Annotated in this window: 2 protein-coding genes and 1 pseudogene; all 3 read left to right on the forward strand. The window is 53.3% G+C overall.

What is annotated here, in order from left to right:
• A pseudogene (locus B3W37_RS01375) lies at nt 1–243 on the forward strand (stage V sporulation protein AD); the annotation flags it as partial.
• 28 nt (nt 244–271) lie between these two features.
• Nucleotides 272–631, forward strand: coding sequence for a stage V sporulation protein AE (spoVAE, locus tag B3W37_RS01380; protein WP_481040516.1), 360 nt, complete (start codon nt 272–274; stop codon nt 629–631).
• Between the two features lie 3 nt (nt 632–634).
• A complete protein-coding gene (locus B3W37_RS01385) occupies nt 635–1,237 on the forward strand; it encodes a stage V sporulation protein AE (RefSeq protein WP_483170264.1) in 603 nt (200 codons plus the stop codon).
• Nucleotides 1,238–1,314: the final 77 nt, after the last annotated feature.

The raw sequence follows: 1,314 nt of genomic DNA on the forward strand, positions 1-1,314 counted from the left end.
AGTCCCGAATACAGTGATTGTGGGGTTTTGCTTTACGATCAAAGCCAGACGGTAGGCTCCGGCGCCAGCGGCTGCGGGTGTTGCGCCTGTATGCTCTGCGGTCCGCTGTTAAAAAAGATGCAGAAGGGCGAAATCAATAAACTGCTTTTAGTGGCCACCGGGGCTTTAATGAGTCCGGTCACCTCGTTTCAAGGCGAGTCTATTCCCAGTATTGCCCATGCGGTTGCTATAGAAACGGCCTAGACCAAGTTGGATAGGAGGAAATGCACTAATGGTTCCTTTATACATGGCTTTTTTAGTAGGCGGTCTGTTATGTGTCATCGGTCAAATTGTCATGGATGCCACCAAACCCACTGTTACCCCGGGTCACATTCTGGTGGGATACATATCCGCAGGGGCTATATTGAGCGGCCTGGGCCTTTATCAACCCCTGGTAAATATTGGCGGTGCAGGCGCTACTGTGCCTTTATCCGGCTTCGGCCATGTTCTGGTGCAGGGTACTCTCAAAGCGGTGGAGCACAAAGGCCTGTTAGGCGCTTTTAGCGGCGGTGTTGAAGCGGCTGCGGCCGGTATCACAACAGCTATTGTATTTGGCTATGTGGTAGCGGTTATCTTCAATCCCAAAGGCTAAGGCATGAAATCGCTTCGAGTACCGGTAATCATAGTAACTGATGGGGATAAGGCTGCCCAGGCGGCAGTGGAAGCAGCTTGCTACGATCTGGATCTGTTCTTTTTACGACTGAGTGCGGGAAATCCTACTCCAGTGAGCGGTCCCGAGGCCATCAGCCAGGTATTGCAAGCCCCCAAGGCTCCGGTGGTAGTGATGGTGGATGATCACGGCAAGACCGGAATCGGAGCCGGTGAAGAGGTCATGGAATGCCTTTTGCGGGAGCCGCGCATCGAGGTTCTGGGTGTGGCCGCGGTTGCATCCGACACCCGGGTTAAAGGGGTCCCGGTGGACTGCTCCGTTACCGCTCAGGGGCAAGTGGTTTCCGTCCCGGTCAATAAAGCAGGATACAGTCAACCTCAAGCCGATCGTATTAAGGGAGATACGGTGGAAATCATGCATAAACACCCTGAGGTTACGGTGGTTGGCTGCGGGGATTTGGGCAAGATGAATGGCCGGGATGACAAGAGTCAGGGAGCCGCCATAACCAGCCGCTGCTTGCAGGAAATCATCGACCGCTCCAGGCATAGGCCCAAACCTCATCCTCAGAACAAGTCGCCCAAAACATAATCAGGGAGGATAACGGCACATGACTCAAGTTGGAATACCGCGGGGATTATTTTATTTTTACCAGTATCCCCTGTGGA

It is taken from the genome of Syntrophomonas sp. UBA5494 (assembly GCF_002426325.1).